At 38.5% G+C, this 22,530-nt stretch carries 17 protein-coding genes and 1 pseudogene; 12 read left to right on the top strand and 6 right to left on the bottom strand.

The genetic code is table 11. The features are described 5' to 3' along the window. Nucleotides 1-3,312, bottom strand: a pseudogene (locus HA632_RS05590) (hypothetical protein); the annotation flags it as partial. Between the two features lie 159 nt (nucleotides 3,313-3,471). Here HA632_RS05590 and folE point away from each other — a divergent pair. The 4 genes from folE (at nucleotide 3,472) to lgt (ending at nucleotide 6,924) form a co-directional block, all read left to right on the top strand. Then, nucleotides 3,472-4,143: a GTP cyclohydrolase I FolE gene (gene folE / locus HA632_RS05595; RefSeq protein ID WP_176306228.1), complete on the top strand. Its 672-nt coding sequence runs from the start codon at nucleotides 3,472-3,474 to the stop codon at nucleotides 4,141-4,143. 61 nt (nucleotides 4,144-4,204) lie between these two features. Continuing rightward, nucleotides 4,205-5,686 carry a cysteine--tRNA ligase gene (cysS, locus tag HA632_RS05600; protein WP_176306229.1) on the top strand — a complete coding sequence of 494 codons (1,482 nt, stop codon included), beginning with the start codon at nucleotides 4,205-4,207 and terminating at the stop codon, nucleotides 5,684-5,686. 1 nt (nucleotide 5,687) lies between these two features. Beyond that, nucleotides 5,688-5,930, top strand: a complete 243-nt coding sequence (gene yidD / locus HA632_RS05605) for a membrane protein insertion efficiency factor YidD (protein WP_176306230.1) — start codon at nucleotides 5,688-5,690, stop codon at nucleotides 5,928-5,930. A 79-nt stretch (nucleotides 5,931-6,009) separates the two neighbouring features. Continuing rightward, nucleotides 6,010-6,924 (top strand): prolipoprotein diacylglyceryl transferase, encoded by a 915-nt coding sequence (gene lgt, locus HA632_RS05610; RefSeq protein WP_176306231.1) that lies wholly within the window; start codon nucleotides 6,010-6,012, stop codon nucleotides 6,922-6,924. A 66-nt stretch (nucleotides 6,925-6,990) separates the two neighbouring features. On the opposite strand, the gene HA632_RS05615 is transcribed toward lgt, so the two are convergent. Together HA632_RS05615 and HA632_RS05620 are read right to left on the bottom strand one after the other, a co-directional pair. After that, nucleotides 6,991-8,040: an RluA family pseudouridine synthase gene (locus tag HA632_RS05615; protein WP_176306232.1), complete on the bottom strand. Its 1,050-nt coding sequence runs from the start codon at nucleotides 8,038-8,040 to the stop codon at nucleotides 6,991-6,993. Further along, the gene (locus HA632_RS05620; protein WP_176306233.1) at nucleotides 8,033-8,644 is read right to left on the bottom strand and encodes a PASTA domain-containing protein; all 612 of its coding nucleotides are present in this window, start codon (nucleotides 8,642-8,644) and stop codon (nucleotides 8,033-8,035) included. The genes HA632_RS05615 and HA632_RS05620 overlap by 8 nt, the downstream gene beginning before the upstream one ends. Before the next feature lie 106 nt (nucleotides 8,645-8,750). Here HA632_RS05620 and HA632_RS05625 point away from each other — a divergent pair, with 106 nt between their 5' ends. The 3 genes from HA632_RS05625 to HA632_RS05635 all read left to right on the top strand — a co-directional run bounded on the left by HA632_RS05625 (nucleotide 8,751) and on the right by HA632_RS05635 (nucleotide 11,982). Beyond that, complete coding sequence (locus tag HA632_RS05625) at nucleotides 8,751-9,725, top strand: D-alanine--D-alanine ligase (RefSeq protein WP_176306234.1); 975 nt, start codon at nucleotides 8,751-8,753, stop codon at nucleotides 9,723-9,725. 62 nt (nucleotides 9,726-9,787) lie between these two features. Then, the gene (gene coaD, locus HA632_RS05630) at nucleotides 9,788-10,255 is read left to right on the top strand and encodes a pantetheine-phosphate adenylyltransferase (protein WP_176306235.1); all 468 of its coding nucleotides are present in this window, start codon (nucleotides 9,788-9,790) and stop codon (nucleotides 10,253-10,255) included. Then, entirely contained in the window at nucleotides 10,255-11,982 is a 1,728-nt protein-coding gene (locus HA632_RS05635; protein ID WP_176306236.1) for a M14 family zinc carboxypeptidase, read from the top strand. The genes coaD and HA632_RS05635 overlap by 1 nt, the downstream gene beginning before the upstream one ends. Before the next feature lie 162 nt (nucleotides 11,983-12,144). Here the strand turns inward: HA632_RS05635 and HA632_RS05640 are convergent, their stop codons facing one another. Then, a complete protein-coding gene (locus tag HA632_RS05640) occupies nucleotides 12,145-12,747 on the bottom strand; it encodes an NUDIX hydrolase (RefSeq protein ID WP_176306237.1) in 603 nt (200 codons plus the stop codon). Nucleotides 12,748-12,754: 7 nt separating this feature from the next. Here HA632_RS05640 and pyrE point away from each other — a divergent pair, with 7 nt between their 5' ends. Then, nucleotides 12,755-13,396, top strand: a complete 642-nt coding sequence (pyrE, locus tag HA632_RS05645) for an orotate phosphoribosyltransferase (protein WP_176306238.1) — start codon at nucleotides 12,755-12,757, stop codon at nucleotides 13,394-13,396. 98 nt (nucleotides 13,397-13,494) lie between these two features. Further along, entirely contained in the window at nucleotides 13,495-13,887 is a 393-nt protein-coding gene (locus HA632_RS05650) for an SRPBCC family protein (RefSeq protein ID WP_176306239.1), read from the top strand. A 297-nt stretch (nucleotides 13,888-14,184) separates the two neighbouring features. Here the strand turns inward: HA632_RS05650 and HA632_RS05655 are convergent, their stop codons facing one another. Then, on the bottom strand, nucleotides 14,185-16,110 hold the full coding sequence (locus tag HA632_RS05655; protein ID WP_176306240.1) for an LTA synthase family protein: 1,926 nt from the start codon (nucleotides 16,108-16,110) through the stop codon (nucleotides 14,185-14,187). A 118-nt stretch (nucleotides 16,111-16,228) separates the two neighbouring features. Between HA632_RS05655 and HA632_RS05660 the strand changes: the two genes are divergently transcribed. The 3 genes from HA632_RS05660 (at nucleotide 16,229) to HA632_RS05670 (ending at nucleotide 19,594) form a co-directional block, all read left to right on the top strand. Further along, complete coding sequence (locus HA632_RS05660) at nucleotides 16,229-18,001, top strand: long-chain fatty acid--CoA ligase (protein WP_176306241.1); 1,773 nt, start codon at nucleotides 16,229-16,231, stop codon at nucleotides 17,999-18,001. Nucleotides 18,002-18,018: 17 nt separating this feature from the next. After that, complete coding sequence (locus HA632_RS05665) at nucleotides 18,019-19,068, top strand: proline iminopeptidase-family hydrolase (protein WP_176306242.1); 1,050 nt, start codon at nucleotides 18,019-18,021, stop codon at nucleotides 19,066-19,068. Between the two features lie 130 nt (nucleotides 19,069-19,198). Continuing rightward, complete coding sequence (locus HA632_RS05670; RefSeq protein WP_176306243.1) at nucleotides 19,199-19,594, top strand: hypothetical protein; 396 nt, start codon at nucleotides 19,199-19,201, stop codon at nucleotides 19,592-19,594. A 113-nt stretch (nucleotides 19,595-19,707) separates the two neighbouring features. Here HA632_RS05670 and HA632_RS05675 read toward each other — a convergent pair. Then, nucleotides 19,708-22,530, bottom strand: a 2,823-nt coding sequence (locus tag HA632_RS05675; protein WP_176306244.1) for a T9SS type A sorting domain-containing protein, incomplete at its 5' end; no start/stop codon positions are given.

Consider the following 22,530-nt stretch of genomic DNA (forward strand, 5'->3'; position numbering starts at 1 on the left):
ATAATACACTCTAACGTAAATGGTTTGTGTCCATGGATTGATATTGTCATAAGGGCTCGTTAGTGATGGAGCTGCGCCAATCAAAGCATCGGTCTCTGTTTCGTAATAGCTCACAGACACCCCGGCAACTGCAGAACCACCCATAATCTCTATACTGGCACTTTGCAAATCAAATACGCCGAATCCATCATTGTTTGGATCACAATAATGTAATGCTTGTGGGGTAACCGCAAGCGGCCCTTGAGTTACTCTCAACAATTGAGTTGTAACAGCATAACAACCTGTGTTATTGTCCTCTACTCTAATATAAACTATCTCATTATCCGTACCTAAATAAGCCAAAGGGTCCTGTATCGAATTGGCACTATTTTCATTTTGAGCATCCAATAAACTAGTGTAGTATGTTATAGTCAGCCCGGAAACGTTACCATTAGTAACAACTCCCTCGTTAATTGTTAAATCAAATAAGGCCTGATTTGTTACTCCATTACTACATTGGAATATAGGTTCCGGAGTAGTCGCCGGTGGAACCGGATTTACCACCAAATTAAACGAACTTACAGTATTACAACCTGTAGTGTTATTGCTGATGTTAATCCAAACCTCTTGTGGATTACTGATGTTAGTATACAAATTCGGAAGTGGACTCGTCTGTGTCTGAGCATCGGCTTGCGTCAAATAATAACTAATGGTAACATTGGTCTGACCATTGGCAATTTCAGCATCCTTAGTGTTTAAGGTAAACACTTCCACGCCATCACCCGGATTGTTGTAATCACAAAGCTCGTAATCCGTAATCACCGGATTGGCTAAAGGTAATGGGTTGATAATTAAATTAAAAGTAGTATTGCTGTAACAAGCCGGAGAACCGTTGTTATAAGCTCTTACATAAATGGTTTGTATTCCCGGATCTATATTACAATATGGACTTGCCAATGGATTGGCTCCGGTTTGAGAATTGGTCAACGTTTCATGGAAAGTAACTACAATGTTAGGATTACCTCCATTCACTTGATTAATTATTGTATTCAAATCGAAATTACAATAAAAACCATCATTGTTGTTACTGTCATCACAAACCACATAATCGGTAGGGGTATTAATGATTGGTGCGGTATTAACCGCAATCACAACAGAACCTGCTTGTGTTTGAGAACAAGTGTTGGCACTAGCGTCCTGAACACTAATCAAATCATAAGTAAAAGTACCGGCAACATCTGTTGGAGCATCAATAATCACTGAATTACCTCCACTGGTTTGCACTGCCGGTTGAGGAATATTATTAATGGAATAAACAAATGTATAAGGTGCAGTACCGTTAGCCCCTGTCAATACTAATTGCGGAGAAGGAAAATCCAAACATGTTGCCACACTACCTGAAATGGTTGCGGTTGGTAAAGGATTAACAGTAATTGTCGCTGAACCTGTTTGGTTTTGTGAACATGCCGGAGTACCTGAACTTTGAACATTAATCAAGGAGTAAACAAAAGTTCCGGTTGTTCCGGTTGGCGCCGGTACAGTGACACTATTGCCCGCTACAGTAGTAATTGTAGGTTGAACAACATTATTTATTGCATATGTAAAGGTGTAAGGAGAAGTACCGTTGGCTCCTGTGAAAGTTATACTCGGACTTGCTGCATTTTGACAAACTGAAGTTGTACCTGCAACTGTAGCCGTTGGCAATGGTCTCACCGTTACTGTCACAGAACCTGTTAAATTACGAGTACAGTTGGTTGTCGGATTCAACACACTAACTAATGTATAAGTCGAATTAGCTGTGAGATTTGGTGTAGTAACTGTATTTGTACCTGTGCCGTTCAAAACGATGTTCTGATTAGGTCCTGCATCTACCGTATAAGTTACTTGAGCATTTGGTGTACCGTTAAAAGTAATTACTGTATTAGTTCCGGAACATATAGTAGCCGTCCCTGATATAGTAGCGGTCGGCAGTGGATTAACAAATAATTGGAAAGAGGTAGTTCCAAAAGTCAATGGATTCGCATTCTCCTCCATTCTAACATAAATTATTTGTCCGTTAGTTCCGGTAAAAGCATTAATAGGGCTAATGGCAGCCTGATCTAAATCGGCATCATTTTGTGATAAATGATAAGTAACAGTAAAATCTGCCGGAGAATTTGTTCCTAAAACAACTGGCGTTTGAGGAACAAAATTGAATACGGCCGTACCACTACCAAAACTACTTTCACACAATGTCAAATTATCAGGTTGTTCAGGGTCAACTGAACATGTCTCATAACAGATTGTAAAAGGGAAAACAGATACACATCCACTGGATGTTGGTCCATTATCGGTTACAGAAAGATATAGAGTTGTACAAGCACCTGCTCCTCCGGCCGGACCGGGATAAGTGGAAGTGTTATTTATAGGATTGATAATGTCTTGCGCATTCGCCGCCGAATCGTGTATAGACAATTCAAAATCTCCGGGATTAAGTCCGGTGCCATTGAATATATTAGCTGTTGCATCATTTAAATTGAATGTCGGCAAGTTAGCACATTGCGTCAAATTTGCCGGTGAATTGATTGCCGGTGGAGCGTAATAAGAAACCGTTGCACTTGTAGTTGCATTGGCTACACATCCGGGTTTGTTAACTACAACAGTATAAGTTCCCGGTTGCGTTACTACAATGGATTGAACATTACCGGCAATTGGTCCGCTTGGACCAGACCATTGATAGGTAGTTGCACCATCAATAGTAGCCGTCAATATGGCTTGCCCGCCAACACAAATAACTTGATCTTGTAAAGAGAGTGGACAAACAATGTTACAATCTGTAGCACCGTTACCACCGGTTTGCGTCAAGGAAATTTGACCGGCTTGACCACTGTAGTTGGTCAATAAAACAACGTATATCTGTCCTACTTGAGCATTGATTAAGTCAAAATTTTCAACAGCCGCTGCAGAAAAACTACAATCAACACTTGATGTCGGATTGAGGTTTGTTGGACCACAATACGGAAAAGGCAAAGTTGGATCTATTGGTCCCGGGAAGGGTCCCCAAACGATGAAATCCACGTCAATCGGATTCCCTGCATTAGAAGTTTGGGAAATTAAGAAGTTCAAATTTCCTGCCTGACTAATTTGCATGAAAAACCAAGCCGGATTGGGTTGAGACCCCAAACACTCATAGTTGATTCCGGTTTGAGTGGTGGTTCCTGTGGAGTTTTGAAAAGTTAGTCCCGCACCACCGGCACAAAAGGCATCGGAGGCGGCACAAGTTGCTCCTTGTGAAAAAGCAGTACTAATTGAAAATAAGCTTATTAGCAGCAGGTAGATGTAATTTTTTTTCATTACTGACGACTATTTTTTAGGAGCGAAATTTACATAATTTTAAGAAATAATTGTGTTAAAAGTGAAATATTTTCAAATATTAACACTATTGGCTACAAATTAATTATAATTATTTATCTTTGTGCCTTCAATTTTTAACCCAAATTAACAGCGTATTTAATGACAAAAAATGAAATGATTAACGACGATTTAGGTGAAAATCATATAGCTACCAGTGCCCAAAATCCGGTGAGAAATGATGCCTTTGATTTACCGGATGATCAAAAAATAGAATTAATCAAAAAAGATGTTGAAAACATACTGACTACCCTTGGGATGGATTTGACTGATGACAGTTTAAAAGGGACTCCAAATCGTGTGGCTAAAATGTTTGTCAAAGAAATATTTGGTGGTTTGAATCCCAATAAAAAACCGAGCTCGTCTACTTTCAAAAACAACTATAAATACGGTGAAATGCTGGTAGAAAAAAACATCACGGTGTATTCTACTTGTGAACACCACTTACTTCCTATCGTTGGTCGTGCTCATGTAGCTTACATATCTAATGGTACTGTGGTAGGCCTTTCCAAAATGAACCGTATTGTTGATTATTTTGCCAAAAGACCTCAAGTACAAGAACGTTTGACAATGCAAATTGTACAGGAATTACAAAGAGTTTTAGGTACCGAAGATGTAGCTTGCGTGATTGATGCCAAACATTTGTGCGTGAATTCAAGAGGTATTCGCGATATTGAAAGCAGCACCGTTACTTCAGAGTTCGGCGGTAAATTCAGTGATGAATTAACCAAACGTGAGTTCTTAGATTATATTCGATTAGAAACTAAATTTTAATAGCCCCGATTGCAGCTGGCTACCATGTAGCGCGGAAAGCGGGAAATAGCTCCAAAAAAAAATGCAACTTTATAAAAACCATTCTCTAAAAATATACAACTCTCTCTCGGGAGATAAGGAACTTTTCAAACCGGTACACGCCGGCAATGTCGGGATGTATGTTTGCGGACCAACGGTTTACAGCAATGTACATTTGGGCAATGTTCGAACATTCATGTCGTTTGATATGATTTTCAGATACTTGTTACACTTGGGCTATAAAGTGCGCTATGTGCGTAACATTACCGATGTAGGCCATATTGTAGATGATGTAGATGATGGTGAAGATAAAATTGCCAAGAAAGCACGTGTTGAACAATTGGAACCCATGGAAATCGTACAACGTTATACCGTTGATTTTCATGATGTTCTGAACCAGTTCAATTTTTTACCACCTAGCATTGAACCTACGGCTACCGGACATATTATTGAACAAATTGAAATTGTAAAACAAATTATCGACAAAGGTTTTGCTTATGAGACTAATGGCTCAGTATACTTTGATGTCGTAAAGTTTAATGAGACCAATCACTACGGCAAACTAAGTGGTCGAAATATTGACGAAATGTTAGCCAATACCCGTGATACCGACGGGCAAAGCGATAAAAAGAATCCACAGGATTTTGCATTGTGGAAAAAAGCCGAACCCGAACACATCATGCGTTGGCCTTCACCTTGGGGCATTGGTTTTCCGGGTTGGCATTTGGAATGTACAGCCATGAGTACTAAATATTTAGGCGAAACGTTTGATATTCACGGTGGCGGAATGGATTTGAAATTCCCGCACCACGAATGTGAAATTGCCCAAAATGAAGCTTGCACCGGTCACAGTCCGGTGAACTATTGGATGCATGCCAACATGTTGACGCTAAATGGCAAGAAAATGTCGAAATCAACCGGAAACAATATTCTTCCGGACGAAATATACAACGGTGGAAGTCCGTTTTTGAGCAAAGCTTTTCCCCCTAATGTGGCGCGTTTCTTCATGATGCAAGCACATTACCGCAGTATTTTGGATTTTACCAATGACGGAATCGTAGCGGCTGAAAAAGGGTTTAACCGTTTGATGGAAGGCTTAGACATTGCGAAAGAATTACAAGCCAATGCAACATCTTCATTAGATATTGCAGCTTGGAAGCAACAATGTTATGAGGCAATGAACGATGATTTCAATACACCGATTTTAATTGCCAATTTATTTGAAGGGATTAAGTTTGTCAATTTGGTCAATGACGGAAAAGAAACCTTGACTGCTGAAGACTTAAAATTGTTATCAGAAACCTTGAACACTTTTGTTTTTGATGTTTTAGGCATCAGAAATGAAAAGTTGGTGGCTAATAATTCAGACAAGTTAGAAGGCGTGGTAGAAATGTTAATTTCCATGCGTTTGGAAGCTCGTGCCAATAAAAACTTTGCCCTTTCTGACCAAATCCGTGACCAGTTGTTGGCCTTAGGCATTCAATTAAAAGACGGAAAAGAAGGAACCAGTTTTACCATTCAATAAAATGTTGAAGAAAATTGTAATAGCGCCGCTTCTATTGCTCATCTACTTTTACAAGATTGTTTTATCTCCTTTAATGCCGTCGAGTTGTAGGTTTCAGCCAACATGCTCAAGCTATTTCATTGAAGCATTAAAAATTCACGGTCCATTTTACGGATTTTATTTGGGTGTGAAAAGGATTGCAAGTTGTCATCCTTGGGGAAAAAGCGGTTACGATCCAGTCCCTGAAAAGAAATGTACTCACTAAAGAAAAGGTTAATTTTTTTTCAGTTCCAAACAATTCACTATTTTTACCCTTTAACATAACCCCAAAAAATTCCCCGATTATGATTTGGAACCCATCAGAAGGTATTGATCTCGGCTTCTTTACTGTTCGTTATTACAGCTTAATGTTTGTAATTGCTTTTGGTTTAGGATGGTACATCATGAAGCATATCTACAACAGAGAAAATGAAACCATCGAAAAATTAGACACTTTGTTTATATGGACCGTAATTGCCACTTTATTAGGTGCCAGATTGGGTCAGGTGTTCTTTTACGATTGGGAATATTTCAGAAATAATCCTTCAGAAATTTTACTACCGTTTAAATTTGAACCCGAATTTGAATTCACAGGTTTTAGAGGCTTGGCCAGTCATGGTGCTGCTATTGCCATTATCATTACCATGTATTTTTACAGTAAAAAAGTCATCAAAAGACCTATACTGTGGGTTTTAGACAGAGTGGTTATTCCGGTAGCCTGTGGTGCTGTTTTTGTGCGAATCGGAAACTTTTTCAATTCAGAGATAGTGGGTAAAATCACTGATTCTCCTTTCGGAATCCGATTTGTCAGAGATTATTATTCCTCTAAAGATGTGGTCAACGCTACCAAAATCAACAATGTAAACGACGCTTATAACGCTTTAGTCAGTGATCCGCAGTATGCAGCACTTTTGGGTAAAGTTCCTGCCAAGCATCCGACCCAATTGTATGAAGCCGGTTTGTATGTATTTGTGTTTTTAATCCTTTTCTTTTTGTATTGGAAAACCAAAACCGCTGAAAAACAAGGCTTACTGTTTGGGTATTTCCTAATCCTACTTTGGTCAGTCAGATTTGTGGTTGAATATGTAAAGGAAAGTCAAGGCGGTATTGAAGAAAGTTTCGGACTCTTGAGCACCGGACAATGGTTGAGTATTCCTTTTATCTTGGTCGGAATCTACTACGTCTTTATGGCTGAGAAGCCTATTGAAGATGATTTATAACATAAAAAAGTCCCGATAATTCGGGACTTTTTATTTATTGCTATTTGCGTCATACCGTTCTTTCTACTAACTCGCGTCTTCTTCGTTAACTTCTGAATGTGACTTAGCGTAGTTGCGCCATTTTTCAATACACTCCTGCATATCTAAAGGCAACTCCGTGTCGAAACGCATGAATTCTTTGGTTGTAGGATGTTCAAAACCTAAGGTTTTGGCGTGCAGCGCTTGTCTTGGTAAGGTTTTAAAACAGTTGTCAATAAACTGTTTGTATTTTGTAAAAGTGGTTCCTTTTAAAATCAAATCGCCACCATATCGTGCATCATTGAATAAAGTGTGACCGATATATTTCATATGAACACGAATTTGGTGCGTTCTACCCGTTTCCAATTTACAGGAAACCAAAGTCACGTAACCAAATCGTTCTAAAACTTTATAATGTGTCACTGCGTGTTTGCCGACATCGCCTTCAGGAAAAACAGCCATTTGCATACGGTCTTTGAGATGTCTGGCAATGTTGCCTTCAATCGTCCCTTCGTCTTCTTTAACATTGCCCCAAACCAATGCGATGTATTCACGCTCCGAAGTTTTGTCTTCAAATTGTTTGGCCAAATGGGTCATCGCAGCTTCAGTCTTGGCAACTACCAAAAGTCCGGAAGTATTTTTATCAATTCGATGAACCAATCCCGGTCGTTCGCTGGAATTCATCGGTAAATTATCAAAGTGAAAGGCCAAAGCATTGACCAAAGTTCCCGTGTAATTGCCGTGTCCGGGATGTACTACCAATCCGGGCGGTTTATTGATGACCAACAAAGCATCGTCTTCATACACTATATCCAAAGGAATATCTTCGGGGATAATGTGGTTTTGAAATGGCGGATGTTCCAGCATTACGCGAACCACATCAAAAGGCTTCACTCGGTAATTGGATTTTACCGGTACATCATTCACCCAAATATTGCCCTTTTCAGCGGCATTTTGTATTTTGTTTCGGGTGGCATTTTCAATCAATTGCATCAAAAACTTGTCTACACGCAACAGCGATTGTCCTTTAGGAGAAACAAATCGGTGGTGTTCGAACAATTCCTCTTCTAAATCGGTAACATCGTTTGAATTATTCATTACCTAAAGGAATTTCCATTGAGTCAATTTCTGTCGAATCGATTTCAACAAAACCTACTTTTCCGTCTCCTAAAACCAAGTCGATTTTGGAAGATTTCAATACTTTATCACCGGCTTTTAGTTTTTTACCATTCATTCGAACTTCCAAAACCATATCTTTTCCTAAATAAGGTTTATAAGTAATGGTTCCTTCTTTTAACCCAACCGCTTCCAAAGTCGGAACGGCTTGGCGATACGTCTTCTCAATCAAGTCGGGAACAACAACCATAGTATATTTAGAAGCATTGATTTTAATATAAATCTTTCTGCCTTCTTTCACCTTTGCTCCTGCTCTGGGCTCTTGCTCAACAATAGTCAACTTAGGAAACTCCGGTCTGAAATCAACCGTATCCAAAATAATATAGTCTAAATCAAGGGCATCCAATTTCTCTTCTGCTTGTTCTACTGATAGTTTACCCAAATCGGGTACAGTGATTTCCTGACCGTGATTAGTCGTGTAGGTAATCCAGTGGAAAAACAAATAAGCGATAATCGCAAAAATGGCCATGGCGGCAATCATTTGGGCAAAAAAGACCCGACTGGTTAAATATTGGCGTAAACTCATAGACAAATTTTATTTGAGCAAAGATATAAAAAACATAAAGGTATATGGTTTGAAAAAAAATGATAATTTTGTTATCACTAAAACACCAACCTAACTCCATCTACTAATGAAAAAAGTAGCCATCATCATGGGCGGATATTCAAGCGAATATCAAATATCACTTAAAAGCGGCAATGTGGTTTATCAATTTTTAGACCAAAATAAATACCAAGGCTATCGCATTCATATCTTAAAAGAAAAATGGGTTTATGTAGATGCCAACGACAACGAATTCCCCATTGACCGAAATGACTTTTCTACTACTGTAAACGGTGAAAAAATCAATTTTGATGTAGTATTCAATGCCATTCACGGCACACCTGGTGAAGACGGTTTGATGCAAGCTTACTTTGAATTATTGGGCATTCCGCAAAGTTCTTGCGATTATTACCAAGCGGCTTTGACTTTTAACAAACGTGATTTATTGTCGGTCTTGAAACCTTATGGTATTAAAACAGCGACTTCCTATTACTTAAATCAAGGCGATGCCATTGACGAAGAAGCGATTTTAAAAACGGTTGGCTTACCTTGTTTTGTCAAACCCAATAAATCGGGGTCGAGTTTTGGGATTTCCAAAGTAAAGTCGAAAGAAGAATTTCTACCGGCCATTGATACCGCATATAAAGAAGACAACGAAATCATCATCGAGAGTTTCTTAGACGGAACCGAAGTTTCGGTTGGAGTCATCAATTATAAAGGAAAGGTAACGGTTTTGCCCATTACCGAAATTGTTTCCGAGAATGATTTCTTTGATTATGAAGCCAAATATTTAGGGAAATCACAGGAAATCACTCCGGCCCGAATTTCACCCGAAATGACCGAGAAGGTTTCGGCTGTGGCCAAAAAAGCCTACGAAGTATTGAAAATGAGCGGCTTCTCCCGCAGTGAGTTTATCATCGTAGACGGCGAACCCCATATGTTGGAAATGAACACCATTCCGGGATTAACCACCGAAAGTTTGATCCCGCAACAAGCCAAAGAAGCCGGGATTTCATTGACCGACTTGTTTACGAACGCTTTGGAATTGGCTTTAAATAAATAATATTTAAGGTTTAAGGTTGTTTAACTTTGAACTTTGAATCCGAATCTAATAATAATACAGTCATGAAAAGAAAAGCAGTTTTCCCCGGTTCATTTGATCCCATAACGTTGGGACATCATGATATTATCAAAAGAGGTGTTTCTCTTTTCGACGAAGTAGTGGTTGCCATTGGTATCAACGCCGATAAAAAATACATGTTCTCTCTGGAAGAACGAAAAAGATTCATTGAAGAAGCCTTTAAAGACGAACCCCGAGTTTCGGTGATTACTTATGAAGGTTTGACCATTGATTTGTGCCGAAAATTAGACGCGCAGTTTATCTTGCGTGGGTTGAGAAATCCGGCCGACTTTGAGTTCGAAAAAGCCATTGCCCATACCAACAGAAAACTATCCCAAATAGAAACGGTCTTTTTACTGACTGCTTCCAGAACTTCCTATATTTCCTCGAGTATTGTTCGTGATGTCATCAGAAATGGTGGTGATTACACCGTTTTGGTGCCGGAAAGCGTAGTGGTTAAAAAAGAAAAGTAATGAAAGTACTTTGGCTTTTTTTAATCCTTTCGTTGACCTCTTTTGCTCAAAAAAATGATGCTTACGCGACTTATTTTGAAAAAGGTAACGGCAATCAATCGGCCGATTATGCAGAAGTCATGCGGTTTTACAACCAACTCGATGCTGATTTCGAAACTATTAAAACCCAGACTTTCGGATTAACCGATAGCGGCGAACCGCTGAGCGTTGTAATCTTTGACACCGATAAAACTTTTGATTATCAATCCCAATCGGAGAAAATTTTTCTACTCATCAATAACGGAATACACGCCGGTGAAACGGATGGAATTGATGCTTCTATGCAATTGTTTCGCGATTTGGCCTTAAAGAGAATTACCGTTCCTAAAAATGTAGTGGTTATTGCCATTCCTGTGTATAATATTGGTGGATTGCTCAACCGAAATTCGACCTCGAGAGCCAACCAAAACGGTCCGGAAACATACGGTTTCAGGGGAAATGCGCGAAACTTTGACTTGAACCGCGATTTTATTAAAGCCGATACCCAAAACACCTTAGCGTTCACCAAAACGTTTCACCACTTTTTCTGTCCCGATATTTTTATCGACAATCACGTGAGCAATGGTGCCGATTACCAATACAAACTCACGTATATTATGACCGAACCCAAAAGATTGGGAAATAATTTAGGCGGATTTGTCAAAACCGAAATGACTCCGGCTATCGTGAAAGATTTACAACTAAAGAAAGTCGAAAGCACACCGTATGTCAACGTTTGGCACGGCACTCCGGCTGATGGTTTTGCGCAGTTCAGCGATACGCCTAGATACGCCACCGGTTATACATCGCTCTTTAATACTATAGGCTATGTAGTAGAAACCCACATGCTGAAACCTTATGCCGAAAGGGTTAAAGTAACTTATGATTTCATGGTTTCGACCATCAATTACGCCGATAAAAATGTGGCGCGCATCAAAAACAAAAGAGCGCAAAATCTTGAACAATACAAAGCAAATCACTCCTATCCTATCCGATGGACTATTGACAGCAGTAAGGTGGAAAAAATGACTTTCCTGGGTTACGAAAGCGGTTATAAAAAAAGTGAAGTGACCACCGGACAACGATTGTATTACGATAGAAAAAAACCGTATCAAAAAGAGATTTCGTTTTACGGAACGTACAAACCAACCAAAGCGATTGTCATTCCCAAAGCCTATGTCATTCCGCAAGGGCAATGGAAAGTGATTGATTTATTGAAAGAAAACAAATTAGAATATACAAGGTTACGCCAAGACACCATTATCAAAGTAGAACGCTACCGAATTGAAGACTACAAAACCGCTAAAACCGCCTACGAAGACCATTATCCCCATAGCAATACCGTTGTTTCGGTAAGTGTTGATGAAGTGCGTTTTCGCCAAGGCGATTACCTGTTCCAAACGAACCAAGCCGGCGTGAAGTATTTATTGGAAACTTTGGAACCTGAAGCAGTGGACAGTTTTTTCAATTGGAATTTCTTTGATACCATACTCCAACAAAAAGAAGGCTATTCCGATTATGTGTTTGAGGATACCGCCGCAGAATACTTAAAGCAACATCCCGAACTCAGAGCGCAATTGGCACAAAAAATAAAAGAAGACAAAGCCTTTGCCGAAAATCCCGACGCGCAATTGGATTGGGTTTACAAAAACTCCCCGCTTTATGAGAAAGCGCATTTGCAGTATCCGGTTTACAGGGTTAAAGAATAATAACTGCTAAAAACTCCCCCGGAAAAACTCAATAAACCAATTAATACTTTTTAACCACAATAGACACAAAGAAAAATAAAGACACAAAGAACTCTTTTGTGACTTTTGAACCCTTTTGATGCTTTTGTGGTTAAACTTTTACTGCCAACTGAACACTGACCACTACTTCAAAAGCTTCTCTTCTTCAAACAACAATTTGATATTTTCATACGAATTTTTCAGTGCTTCTTTAATTTGCTCGGGGTTGAGCCACGCTACTTTTTCGATGCCTTCGTTGGCTTGGGGTTTTGGCGTTCCCTCGAAATTGGTGCGCATTTCGAACCAATGCGTCACTTTTAATTTATACTTACCGTTTCGTTTAAAAACGTGATAAGTCTTTTGGAGTTTGTGGGTAATTTTTAAATTGTCAACGCCGGTTTCTTCCTCTACTTCACGGGTGGCCGTGTCTTGAATTTCTTCGCCTTTTTCGATTCCGCCTTTGGGCAAATCCCATTTTCCGTTTCTGAAAATGAACAAAACGTCTCCGGCTTTGTTGTAAACCAATCCGCCGCCGGCTTTGCAAACGGGAATTTTTTCCTTCACTTTTTTCAGTATGGCCTTTTCATCGGGATAATACAAATACGCTTTCTGAATTTTGTTCTGGAACATTTTGATGATGACTTGCTCAATATCAACACTTTCCAATAAAAACAACTGAAAATCGGTTTCTTTGGCGACTTCGTTGGTTAAAAAAAGTGGTTTATCGTTGACAAAAACTTTATACATTTGTACTATGATTTTTAATAAAGACACAGCCGAAAAAACAGCCGAATTGCTTTTACAAATAAATGCAATTAAATTGAATCCTAAAAATCCTTTTACATGGGCTTCAGGATGGCACTCTCCAATTTACTGCGACAACCGATTAATCCTATCGTTTCCGGCGATAAGAAATTTTGTGCGCGAAGAATTTTCCAAGCATATTGAAAAAGAATTTGGTAAACCCGACGTGATTGCCGGCGTAGCCACCGGAGCCATTGGCATTGGTATGCTCGTGGCCGAATACATGGGATTGCCTTTTGTATACGTTCGCCCGGAACCCAAAAAACACGGCAGACAAAACCAAGTAGAAGGCTTTTTACAAAGCGGTCAAAACGTGGTAGTCGTAGAAGACTTAATCAGTACCGGAAACAGCAGTTTGCTTGCCGTAGAAGCTTTAAAAGAAGCCGGCGCACATGTTAAAGGTATGGTAGCCATCTTCACTTATGGTTTCGATGTAGCCCAAGAAAATTTTAAAAATGCCAACGTTACGTTAAATACTTTAGCCGATTACGAACATTTGTTACATTTGGCTGTTGCCAAAAACTATATCTCAGAAAATGAATTGGCAACACTACAAGAATGGCGTAAAAGTCCTTCTACGTGGAACGTTTAAAGGAATTAGGAATTACGAATTACCAAATAACCAAATAACCAAATAACCAAATAACCAAATAACCAAATAACCAAATAACCAAATAACCGAATAACCAAATGAACCTTGAAAGCCCAAAAGTTACGGTAGCAAAATCAGCCGAATATTTATACAACGCCTTATCCGATGTGAAAAACTTCGAGAAACTAATGCCGGAAAACATTGCTAAGTTTGAAGTATTGGGCGACGATATTTTCAATTTTGGTTTAAAAGGCATGCCCGAAATCAAATTGCGGTTAAAAGAAGGTGTACCGCATTCTAAAGTAAATCTGGCCGCTGCCAGCGATAAATTACCGTTTACTTTAACCGCTAATCTTGATGGTGTTTCTGAAAGCTCTACAGGCGTTCAGTTACAATTTGAAGGCGATTTCAACCCGATGATGGCCATGATGATCAAAGGCCCGATTTCGAAGTTTATCGAGACTTTGGCGGAGAATATGCATAAGTTGTAAAGAATTACGAATTACAAATTATAAAAAAAAGCGACTGAAAAGTCGCTTTTTTTATTGTCTTCTGTCATTTCGACCAAAGGGAGAAATCACATTGTCTTGGTGGTTGTGCTTAAGTTTATGTGATTTCTCCTTCGTCGAAATGACAATTCTGGAGAAAAATTACTTCACCGTTGTCAATCGCTTATCTACTACTCTTTCCATATAGTCTTGAATATTTGATATTAAGAGGAGACCCGAGACCATAGGTCGAACAGTATGAAATAAATGTCCAGTGGACATTCGGCAATTCTTTTTTGTTTATTTAACTGTTGTCAATCGCTTATCTACTACTCTTTCCATATAGTCTTGAATGAACGCTTTACACCTTAACTCTAAAGCATCCATTTCGGCATTTCGTTGACCAATTAGGTTCTTCTTCATGCCTTTGTCATTTTTATCATAAAATCCAATAGCTTTCTTGTCATCAAAGGTACAGATATAGTTACCGCTCATAAATTGGTACACATTAGCACTGTGCTTCACTACAAAAGGAGCAACTTGTTTGTCACTGATTAAGCTTCTGCCCCAACTCCTAAAAGGCTTTTCGTAACCAATCATGTCTAATAAAGTTGGATAAATATCGATTTGTTGTGCCCAATCGTTATTCACACCAACATATTTACCACTTGGCGTAAAAAACAATATTGGAACCGTATGTTTGTTGAATTCTTTTTTATACTCATCGTAGGCAATGGTATTCCCATGGTCGGCGACCAAAACAAAGATGGTGTTGTTATACCACGACTGTTTTTTGGCTTCGGCGAAGAAACGCTTCAAAGCGTAATCGGTATAGCCAATACATTGGTTGATATTGACTTTTCCCTTAGGAAACTTACCTTCGAACTTTTCCGGTACTTTATAAGGTTGGTGTGAAGAAACCGAAAACAAAGTAGCCATGAACGGTTCTTTTTTCTGTGTCAACGTTTTATTAAAAAATTGGAAAAACGGTTCATCCCAAATACCCCAAACGCCGTCAAAGTCAGCATCGTTATTGTACTCGTTTTTACCATAATAATGGTCGTAACCCAAAATATTAGAAAAACCTAAGAATCCCATTGAACCGTTAGGTGCGCCGTGAAAAAAGGAAGTATTGTAACCTTCGTTCTCCAAAGTAGAAACCAGTGATTCAATCTTTTGTTTCGGATATGGCGAAGAAGTAAAAGCGTCTTTAAACGATGGTATACCGGCAATAACTGATGACATGCCGTGAATTGACTTCCAACCATTGGCATAAGCATTGGTAAAAATTAAACTGTGTTGGGCCAAAGAATCTACAAATGGCGTATAACCTTCATAATTTGGAATTTTAGTGCCTTTATTAAATGCGCCGTTGTATTCACGCGCAAAGCTTTCCAAGATAAACACCACAATATTAGGCTTAGTCTTAGGGTTGTTTTTATATTGCTTGATAGGAACCAACAAACTGTCAACCGTAGCTTTGGGAAGAAAATTGACTTTTTTAAACGTATTGGCATTCCAAGTTCGAATGATGGCAAAAGGCGTATTCAAAACCACGTCGGCTTGACCGGCATTTTGCACATACCTACTCGCATCCAACATATTGATTGGTCGGGTGCTTTTCTTAAAATCGCCTCTGATGCCACCAACACAAAGCGTAATAATCAAAAGAAAACCGGCTATGGAAGAAGCAAAATATTTGAATGTTGGTTTTTCTGTTACGTGTTTTACTTTACTCTTTTTGTAAAGCAAAATCCAAATGTAAGCCAAGGCAAAAAACAGCAGGAATACATGCCAAAAATTCAACATAAAATTAAACAGCAAAGCCATTTTGTTGCTCTCATTTTCTAAGGAATCTAAAGAAGCTCTGGTGCTACGGCTGAAGGTATAACGATAGTAAATAAAGTCAACGAAATTAGCCGAATACATCAATAAATTGGTGGTAAAATACAAATAAAACAATACTTTCTGGTAAGCCTTTTTAGTATTGATAATCACCGGAAAAACGGATACTATGATAAACAAAGCATTGGTATACAAAATCGTGGTCGTGTCAAACGCCAAACCGTGATAGCAAAGTTTTAAAAAGTCGATTATACTGTTTACTTCTATCAAACTTTGATTGTAAACATAAAACAAGATTCGGGCGATAAAATAAAAGACATAAGCCAGTAATAATCTATAGGTCATTACTTTGTATTCGGCTATTCTGGGGAATTTTTTCATGCGGTAAAAAGTTCAAACGATGCAAAACTACAGAATTCAATAGTAGGAGCCGCTATATTTTAAATTAATATTGTGATTAATAACAATAATCCTTAATTTGCATTAAATTAATGACCAAATGACTAAAATAACCCGACTTTTTGATTTTGCTTACTACCAACTCGAAAAGAACAATATGCCTCATTGTCTCGTGACCAAATACGATGGCCAATGGGTTTCCACTTCTACGCAGGAATATATCGATAAAGCCAATACTATTTCAAGAGCTTTATTGCGATTGAATATTCAAAAAAATGACAAGATTGCCATAATTTCTTCCAATAACAGAACCGAATGGAACATCATGGATGTGGGTGTTTTGCAAATTGGTGCCCAAACCGTGCCGATTTACCCAACGATTTCAGCAGAAGATTATGCTTATATACTAAACCATTCAGAATCAAAATATTGCTTTGTTTCAGATGAAGTAGTTTATCAAAAGCTAATCTCGGTTAAAAATGAAATTCCTTTGTTGGAAGACATTTATTCTTTCAACGAAATTGCAGGCTGCAAAAACTGGAAAACGCTTTTAGATTTAGGCGGAGACCAAAGCAACCAAGATGTTGTTGAAGACCGAAAAAACAATGTAAAACCCGAAGAACTAGCCACAATAATTTACACTTCGGGAACAACAGGCAAACCAAAAGGTGTTATGTTATCGCATAACAATATCGTCTCAAATGTGCTCGACAGTTCACCGCGAATTCCCTTTGAAGAAGGAACGAGTGTCGCTTTGAGTTTCTTACCGATTTGCCACATTTTTGAGCGTGTGATTTTGTACATCTACCAATATTATTCGGTCTCTATTTACTTCGCCGAATCGATTGAAAAGTTGTCTGATAACATCAAAGAAGTAAAACCAACCGTGTTTTCTGTGGTGCCGAGATTACTCGAAAAAGTATACGATAAAATCATTGCTAAAGGAGAAGATTTATCGGGCATCAAAAAGAAACTGTTCTTTTGGGCCATCGATTTAGGATTGCGTTACGAACCTTATGGTGCCAACGGTTGGTGGTATGAGTTCCAATTAAAAATAGCTCGAAAATTAATTTTCAGCAAATGGCAAGAAGGTTTAGGTGGCAACTTAAACGTAATGGTTTCGGGTAGTGCCGCTTTGCAACACCGCTTAATCAGAGTATTTGCCGCAGCAGGAATGCCGGTGATGGAAGGTTACGGACTCACAGAAACCTCTCCGGTAATCTCGGTTAACGACCAACGAAATGGAGGCTTTAAAGTGGGAACTGTCGGAAGAGTGATTAATAATGTTGAAGTCAAAATTGCTGCCGACGGTGAAATCCTTTGCAAAGGACCGAATGTGATGATGGGCTACTACAAAGACCAACAATTGACTGATGAAGTAATTATTGACGGTTATTTTCATACCGGTGATATTGGAGAAGTAGACAAAGACGGCTTCTTGAGAATCACCGACCGTAAGAAAGAAATGTTCAAAACCTCCGGTGGAAAATACATTGCCCCACAGTTGATTGAAAATGCCATGAAACAATCTCTTTTCATTGAACAAATTATGGTGATTGGCGATGGCGAAAAAATGCCGGCGGCCTTTATCCAACCGAGTTTTGATTTCATCCAGGAATGGGCCAAAAGAAAAAATTTAAATATTGGTAACACCCATGCTGAAATAGCCGCTAATCCTGATGTTATTGCCCGAATAGAGAAAGAAGTAGAAACCATCAATGAAAAATTCGGCAACTGGGAAAAAATCAAACGCTTTGAATTGACTCCCGATGTTTGGTCTATTGATGGTGGTCACCTTACGCCTACGCTCAAGTTAAAGCGTAAAATTGTAATGGAAAAATACAAAGACTTGTACCAAAAAATTTATAACTAATTTTAAATTATTCAACTATGAAGATAAAACTATTACTCAGCATATTGTTAACTATTGTTTTATTTTCAGGTTGTAAGGAAAGTAAAGCGGTAGATACTGTAAAAGAAAATTACCTCGATTTTTCACAAAGAGACGACCAATTTACCGGTGGCATCAAAATGATTCCCATCTCTACTCCTATTGGCGAATTTAAGGTTTGGACCAAAAGAGTTGGTAACAACCCGAAGATAAAAGTGCTTTTACTTCATGGCGGTCCTGGTGGTACACATGAGTTTTTTGAGAGCTTTGACGGTTATTTTCCACAAGAAAGTATTGAATATATTTATTATGACCAATTGGGTTCTTACTACAGCGACCAACCTGATGACAACCGCCTTTGGACTACAGAACGCTTCGTAGAAGAAGTGGAACAAGTGCGTAAAGCGTTGAAATTAGACAACACCAACTTTTATTTATTAGGACAATCTTGGGGCGGAATTTTAGCGATGGAATATGCTTTGAAATACCAGAAAAACTTAAAAGGTCTCATCATTTCCAATATGATGGCGAGTGCTCCGGCTTATAATAAGTATGCCGAAGAAGTCCTCGGACCGAAATTAGACCCAAAAGTATTCACTCAAATAAAAGAATTCGAAAAAAACAAAGACTACAGCAATCCGAAATATATGGAACTGTTGCTGAATCATTATTACACCGAACACATCTTAAGATTACCGGTAGCCCAATGGCCGGAATCCATCAACAGAGCTTTCAAACATTTGAATCCTAAGGTATATGTTTACATGCAAGGTCCGAGTGAGTTTGGCATTACCGGAGATGCTACTTTAAAAGATTGGGACATCACGGCAAAATTGAAAACATTGACCGTGCCTACTCTAGCTATCGGAGCCCAATACGACACCATGGATCCCAAGCATATGGAATGGATTGCCAATGAAGTTCAAAACGGACGATTCTTGTATTGTCCTAAAGGCAGCCATTGTTCTCAATACGATGACCAAGAACATTACTTTCCGGGTGTAATTCAATTTTTAAAAGACGTTGATCATGGTAAATTTAAAAAGTAAAAAGTTAAAAAATTACCAATAACGTTATTAACAATTCCCTTTATTAAAAAGTTGATAATTAAACACTTGTTGAATTATTACATTCTTATAATATTAATATTTTTATTGTATTAACCAATAACTATTAATTATGAATGTAAAAAATTTTATTGTCGGAGGTATCGTTGGTGGTATTGCCGATTTTCTAATGGGTTGGCTACTTTATGGGATGCTTTTAAAAGATTTCTTTCCAAAACCTGAAGGTTCAGGAGATGAAAACATTACTTTTATTTTCTTGGGTTGTATGTGCTTTGGCTTTATGATGTCTTACATCTTTAATCAAGGTGAAGGAATCAGCAAATGCGTTCCGGGAATAAAATTAGCCATTGGTATTGCGTTGTTCATGTCGCTCTCTATGAATTTCTTTTACAGTATGTACAGTGAAACTATCAACTGGCAAATGGTTGCGGTAGATGTTTTAGTTTCTATTGTAATTGCTTCAGTTGTTGGAGCCGTAATTGCAGTAGTTAATGGAAAAATGAAATAATGTAAGTATTCAATTTTCATAGTGTGAAAACGCCCGGGATGAATTTCTCAGGCGTTTTTAAATAAAAAAAGCTGTCCTTTCAGACAGCTTTTAATCATTTTAAGAATGTTTACCTATTGACCTATAACTACTGATTTTGTATCAACAGTGGCATCGCCAATAAATTTAAAGAAGTAAACTCCTGATTTCATTCCTTGGGCATTAAAATCTACTAAGTATTTTTTTCCACCTATAACATTACCAGCAAACACCTCGCTCAATCTTTGACCGTTAACATTGTATAAAACAATACTAACATTAGAGTCATAGTTTAAAACAAATTCTACAGTGGCATTGTCTCTAATCGGATTTGGATACACTTTGTAAGTAACCAATTCTTTTGGTGAAACAAACTCTTCACTAGTACTGTTTCCGGTACATTTGAGGAATTCCATATCAACTCCTATTTCGTAATTACCATTAATAGAAACTAAAGTATTATAAACGTCTGTCATGTTGTATTTTGAATTGCCATTACCTAAAATAATGTTAGCAATTGTCAATACTTGACTAACTTTCATACCTTCAAAAGTTCCTGAAGTAATAAACAAATCTTCAAGCAAAACATCTGTTGAAGCAAAATCGGCATTTTTACCGAAGGCCACATTCAATCTTGTTGTTAACACTTGGGCAGCTAATCCATTATCATAAGCACTACTTGAAGGATTTAAAACTGTTCCTTGATTTAATGCTCTTGGTGCTGAATTAGAAGGTAGGAAATTGCGAACAGCTTCTGCAGAAGTAAATTTCAAATATCTTGTACCTGATCCTATTACAATTCCATTAGGGAACGAAGTTGCAAAATTAGTAGTCAAATAACAAGTTGAATTATTTCCTTCACAAGTCGCTTCATATCCACTTTGAGATATTGTTTTAAAACCCGAACAATAACCAAATAACAAGGTTACGTTTCCGGTAATAGTACACCCGTTAAAATCGGTAACTGTCACCGCATACCAACCTACTTGCAAACTAGCTGTTTGTGTAGTTTGAATTGGATTTGAATCCCAACTATAAGTATATGGAGCTGTTCCACCGGTTACAGTAGCTGTAGCTGTACCAAACCCACCGCTTGTAGTAATTGGTGTTTGTGACATGTTGATAGCTAAAGCTGAAGTCGGTTGCGTTACTGTTGCTGATACGTTTGCAGTACATCCGTTAGCACTAGTAATTACTCCCGTATAAGTTCCGGCTATCAAATTGTTTAGCGTAAAACTAGTACTTCCGTTAGACCATAAAATAGTATAAGGCGAAGTTCCACCGGTTACAGTAGCGGTTACACTTCCATTGTTTCCTGCAAAACAAGACACATTGGTTTGTGTAGTCGAAGCCATTAAAGCAGTAGATTGCGTTACTGTTGCTGATACGTTTGCAGTACATCCGTTAGCACTGGTAATTACCCCTGTATAAGTTCCGGCTATCAAATTGTTTAGCGTAAAACTAGTACTTCCGTTTGACCATAAAATAGTATATGGAGAAGTTCCACCAGTTACCGTAGCCGTTACACTTCCATTGTTTCCTGCAAAACAAGATACGTTGGTTTGTGTAGTTGAAGCTACTAAAGCAGTAGATTGCGTTACTGTAGCACTTACGTTTGCAGTACATCCGTTAGCACTTGTAATTAACCCTGTATAAGTTCCGGCTAATAAATTGTTAAGCGTAAAACTAGTACTTCCGTTGGACCATAAAATGGTATAAGGCGAAGTTCCACCGGTTACAGTAGCGGTTACACTTCCATCGTTTCCTGCAAAACAAGATACGTTGGTTTGTGTAGTCGAAGCCACTAAAGCAGTAGATTGCGTTACAGTTGCTGATACGTTTGCAGTACATCCGTTAGCACTTGTAATTAACCCTGTATAAGTTCCGGCTATCAAATTGTTTAGCGTAAAACTAGTACTTCCGTTAGACCATAAAATAGTATAAGGCGAAGTTCCACCGGTTACGGTAGCGGTTACACTTCCATTGGTTCCTGCAAAACAAGATACGTTGGTTTGTGTAGTGGTAGCTACTAAAGCAGGAATGTTTACAATACTCACTGATCCGATAACCTGACATCCATTAGCATCAGTTACCGTGTAGGTGTAAGTTCCGGTTGCCAAATTAGAGTTTGTGAAAGTAGCACTTCCATTCGACCATAAAATAGTATAGGGCAATGTACCTCCGGTAGCTGTAACGGTTACTTGAGCATTGTTACCTGCACAAGTGGCAGGAGTCGCAACATAAGTAGTAGTTAAAACCGGTACTGAAAGAATAACAACAGAACCATTAGTAGTACAACCGTTAGCATCCGTTAGAACATAAGTATACGTTCCACCGGTTAAAGCATCAATTGACACTGTTGTACTTCCATTTGACCATAAAATAGTATAGGGAGCTGTTCCACCAATTGGTGTTACCACTATGCTTCCATTGTCACCAGTACAACAAGTTGCATTAGTTGGAACAAATGTGCTCGATAATAAAGTATCCGGTTGAGTTACTGTAGCACTTACGTTTGCTGTACATCCGTTAGCACTGGTAATCACTCCTGTATAAGTTCCGGCTAATAAATTGTTAAGCGTAAAACTTGTACTTCCGTTCGACCATAAAATGGTATAAGGAGCCGTTCCACCGGTAGCGGTTACTGTTACACTTCCATTGTTTCCTGCATAACAAGATACGTTGGTAGTAGTATTAGAAGAAGCTAAAGCTGTTGTCGGTTGCGTGATGGTTACACTTACGTTGGAAGTACATCCATTAGCATCGGTTACCACTGCGGTATAAGTACCTGCTGCAAAATTGTTAGCGGTAAAGGTTGTGCCACCATTAGACCATAAAATAGTATAAGGCGAAGTTCCACCGGTAGCCGTTACTGTTACACTTCCATTGTTTCCTGCAAAACAAGATACGTTGGTAGT

It is taken from the genome of Flavobacterium sp. J49 (assembly GCF_011742145.1).
Lineage (GTDB): Bacteria > Bacteroidota > Bacteroidia > Flavobacteriales > Flavobacteriaceae > Flavobacterium.

Bases quoted from the DNA above. Each gene is read 5' to 3' on its own strand.
- folE (WP_176306228.1), top strand. From the start codon at position 3,472: ATGACAAAAAATGAAATGATTAACGACGATTTAGGTGAAAATCATATA.
- cysS (WP_176306229.1), top strand. From the start codon at position 4,205: ATGCAACTTTATAAAAACCATTCTCTAAAAATATACAACTCTCTCTCG.
- yidD (WP_176306230.1), top strand. From the start codon at position 5,688: ATGTTGAAGAAAATTGTAATAGCGCCGCTTCTATTGCTCATCTACTTT.
- lgt (WP_176306231.1), top strand. From the start codon at position 6,010: ATGATTTGGAACCCATCAGAAGGTATTGATCTCGGCTTCTTTACTGTT.
- HA632_RS05615 (WP_176306232.1), bottom strand. From the start codon at position 8,040: ATGAATAATTCAAACGATGTTACCGATTTAGAAGAGGAATTGTTCGAA.
- HA632_RS05620 (WP_176306233.1), bottom strand. From the start codon at position 8,644: ATGAGTTTACGCCAATATTTAACCAGTCGGGTCTTTTTTGCCCAAATG.
- HA632_RS05625 (WP_176306234.1), top strand. From the start codon at position 8,751: ATGAAAAAAGTAGCCATCATCATGGGCGGATATTCAAGCGAATATCAA.
- coaD (WP_176306235.1), top strand. From the start codon at position 9,788: ATGAAAAGAAAAGCAGTTTTCCCCGGTTCATTTGATCCCATAACGTTG.
- HA632_RS05635 (WP_176306236.1), top strand. From the start codon at position 10,255: ATGAAAGTACTTTGGCTTTTTTTAATCCTTTCGTTGACCTCTTTTGCT.
- HA632_RS05640 (WP_176306237.1), bottom strand. From the start codon at position 12,747: ATGTATAAAGTTTTTGTCAACGATAAACCACTTTTTTTAACCAACGAA.
- pyrE (WP_176306238.1), top strand. From the start codon at position 12,755: ATGATTTTTAATAAAGACACAGCCGAAAAAACAGCCGAATTGCTTTTA.
- HA632_RS05650 (WP_176306239.1), top strand. From the start codon at position 13,495: ATGAACCTTGAAAGCCCAAAAGTTACGGTAGCAAAATCAGCCGAATAT.
- HA632_RS05655 (WP_176306240.1), bottom strand. From the start codon at position 16,110: ATGAAAAAATTCCCCAGAATAGCCGAATACAAAGTAATGACCTATAGA.
- HA632_RS05660 (WP_176306241.1), top strand. From the start codon at position 16,229: ATGACTAAAATAACCCGACTTTTTGATTTTGCTTACTACCAACTCGAA.
- HA632_RS05665 (WP_176306242.1), top strand. From the start codon at position 18,019: ATGAAGATAAAACTATTACTCAGCATATTGTTAACTATTGTTTTATTT.
- HA632_RS05670 (WP_176306243.1), top strand. From the start codon at position 19,199: ATGAATGTAAAAAATTTTATTGTCGGAGGTATCGTTGGTGGTATTGCC.